The sequence below is a fragment of the Mesorhizobium sp. M4A.F.Ca.ET.020.02.1.1 genome (assembly GCF_004022645.1).
In the GTDB taxonomy this organism is placed as follows: Bacteria; Pseudomonadota; Alphaproteobacteria; order Rhizobiales; family Rhizobiaceae; genus Mesorhizobium.
Window position 1 is genome coordinate 1 of sequence record NZ_RZOI01000751.1, and the last position, 2,836, is coordinate 2,836.

Genomic DNA, 2,836 nt, shown 5'->3' on the forward strand with positions numbered 1-2,836 from the left:
ATAGTGAATAGTGAATAGTGAATAGTGAATAGTGAATAGTGAATAGTGAATAGAAGGGGCTCTCACTACCAACTACTCACTACTGATTCACCACCCACCATCGGCATGGAGCAACTATGAACACCGACGAAGTGCTGGGCATCTTCCGCGAGGCCGGCGCAGTTCTGGAGGGCCATTTCATCCTGACGTCGGGCTTGCGCAGTCCGGTCTTCCTGCAGAAGGCGAGGGTCTTCATGCATGCCGACAAGACCGAGCGGTTGTGCAAGGCGCTGGCCGAGAAGATCCGCAAGGCGGTGCCCGGCCGGATCGACTATGTCGTCGGCCCGGCGATCGGTGGCCTGATCCCGGCTTACGAAACCTCGCGTCATCTCGGCGCCCCGGCGATCTGGGTCGAACGGGAAGGGGGCGAGTTCAGGCTGCGCCGCTTCGAGATCGCCAAGGGCTCGCGTGTCGTCATCGTCGAGGACATCGTGACCACCGGTCTCTCCATCCGCGAGACCATCGAGTGCCTGCGCGAGCTCGGCGCCGAGGTGGCGGCGGCCGCCTGCATCATCGACCGTTCGGCCGGCAAGACCGATGTCGGCGTGCCACTGGTCGCGCTCGCCGAATACGAGGTTCCGGCCTATCCGGCCGATCGCTTGCCGCCCGAACTGGCCGCCATCCCGGCCGTCAAGCCCGGCAGCCGCAACATCTGATGCCGCCATGCGTGAAAACAAGCGCTTGAGCGCGTTGCCTGAATCTCCTCGGCAGCGACGCCCGCTGACCGCAGCGCCGCGCTGAAGGGCTTGAGTTGGCGGGATAAAGGCGCCGTCTCCACAAATCCGCCGTGTTTCTAATATGCTCGGGCGGCGAGACGCTGGCCCGGACGTTGTCCTTCGGCCGGCGTGTCGCTATATCAAAGTCGCTGTTGCCTTCGGGCGGCCTCGAAGCGCAAGATATGGCTATCGCCTGCCGGCTCAGGTCGCCGGAACAGCTGGTGTTGGGTACTAGGAACCGGAACAGAGTGCTTTTTCGACGCCGCAAGCCTGACGGCCTTTTCGAGCGGGTGCGTACCTATCTTTGGCCGCGCCGCTCGTTCTCACGCTCGGTGCAGTATTTCTCGAAGCGCATCCTGAGGCTGAAGGCCACTCCGCATGCCGTCGCCGCCGGCGTCGCGGCCGGCGTTTTCGCCTCGTTTTTCCCGCTCGGCTTCCACTTCGTCATCGCAGCGGTGTTGTGCTGGGTGATTGCCGGCAATCTGGTGGCGGCGGCGCTCGGCGCGGTGTTCTTCGGCAATCCTTTGACCTTTCCGCTGCTCTGGGGCGCATCCTGGGAAACCGGCAAGCTCATCCTGCATGAGCGACTGCCCAAGCATGGGCCGCCTGAGCACCTTGGGGAAATGATGCACACGCTTTCGTTCGCGAAATTGTGGCATCCGGTGCTGGAGCCGATGCTGATCGGCGCGGTACCGCTCGGCCTCGTCTTCGGCCTGTTCTTCTACGGCATCACCCGATGGGGCATGACCGTCTTTCGCGAGCGACGCAAGAAGCGCATGGCCGAGAGGGCGCGCAAGGCCACGCAACATGGACATGGCGGACGGGAAGTCCCCGCGGAATGATCATCGGCATCGGCAGCGACCTGATCGACATCAGACGCATCGAGAAGTCGTTGGAGCGGCACGGCCAGCGCTTCATCCAGCGTATCTACACCGAGGTCGAGCAGGCCCGGTCGGAGAACCGGGCCGCCCGCGCGGCCTCCTATGCCAAGCGCTTCGCCGCCAAGGAGGCCTGCGCCAAGGCGCTGGGCACCGGCATGGCGCATGGCGTCTTCTGGCGCGACATGGGCGTCGTCAACCTGCCCGGCGGCAAGCCGACCATGGCCTTGACCGGCGGGGCGGCGGCGCAGTTGGACAAGATTCTGCCGAAGGGACATAGGGCGGCGATCCATCTCACCATCACCGACGATTTCCCGCTCGCTCAAGCCTTTGTGATCATCGAGGCGTTGCCCGCCGAAGAAGCGCCACATTGATTGCTTCTGACCTCCGGCTGACGTTGCCCAGCGCGCGCCGAGACTCTATACCAACCAACGCACAATCGAGGACGACATGAGCGTGGCTGAAAAATCCGAGAAGAAATCCGGCGGGCTTGGCGAAACCGTCAGCGTCATCATTCAGGCGCTGCTGCTCGCGCTGGTCATCCGCACCTTCCTGTTCCAGCCCTTCTCGATCCCATCCGGATCGATGCGCCCGACCTTGCTCGAAGGCGACTATCTCTTCGTCACCAAATGGTCCTATGGCTATTCGCGCTATTCGCTGCCCTTCGGTCCCGACATCTTTTCCGGCCGCGTCTGGAGTTCCGAGCCGAAGCGCGGCGACGTGGTGGTGTTCAAGTTCCCGCCGGACCCGTCCATCGACTACATCAAGCGCGTCGTCGGCCTGCCCGGCGACAAGATCCAGGTCAAGGACGGCCAGGTCTTCATCAACGGTGTCGGCGTGCCGCGCGTGAAGACTGGCCAGATCGACAATCCGGACATCACCGAAGAGCCTCAGCCGATCGATGTCTATCGCGAGACCCTGCCCAACGGGGTCAGCTATGACACGCTCGACATCAATCCGAATTCGATCGGCGACAACACGCGCGAGTTCGACGTGCCTCCCGGCCACTATTTCATGATGGGCGACAACCGCGACAATTCCTCCGACAGCCGCTTCACCGTCGGCTTCGTGCCGGCCGAGAACCTTGTTGGCCGAGCCAACATCGTCTTCTTCTCGATCGCCGGCGGCGCCAGCCCGCTAGAGATCTGGAAGTGGCCGTCGCTGATGCGCGCCGCGCGCATGTTCCATTTCGTCAGCTAGGTG

4 protein-coding genes are annotated in these 2,836 nt (G+C 63.0%); all 4 read left to right on the forward strand.

Annotated elements, in window-relative coordinates:
* Window positions 1-116: 116 nt before the first annotated feature.
* The 4 genes from pyrE (at window position 117) to lepB (ending at window position 2,833) form a co-directional block, all read left to right on the forward strand.
* The gene (gene pyrE, locus EN742_RS30460; RefSeq protein WP_126055718.1) at window positions 117-695 is read left to right on the forward strand and encodes an orotate phosphoribosyltransferase; all 579 of its coding nucleotides are present in this window, start codon (window positions 117-119) and stop codon (window positions 693-695) included.
* Between the two features lie 308 nt (window positions 696-1,003).
* Window positions 1,004-1,597, forward strand: coding sequence for a DUF2062 domain-containing protein (locus tag EN742_RS30465; protein WP_126055717.1), 594 nt, complete (start codon window positions 1,004-1,006; stop codon window positions 1,595-1,597).
* Window positions 1,594-2,007, forward strand: a complete 414-nt coding sequence (gene acpS / locus EN742_RS30470; protein ID WP_126055716.1) for a holo-ACP synthase — start codon at window positions 1,594-1,596, stop codon at window positions 2,005-2,007. Before EN742_RS30465 ends, acpS begins: the two co-directional genes overlap by 4 nt.
* Window positions 2,008-2,083: 76 nt before the next feature.
* On the forward strand, window positions 2,084-2,833 hold the full coding sequence (lepB, locus tag EN742_RS30475) for a signal peptidase I (protein ID WP_126055715.1): 750 nt from the start codon (window positions 2,084-2,086) through the stop codon (window positions 2,831-2,833).
* Window positions 2,834-2,836 lie beyond the last annotated feature (3 nt).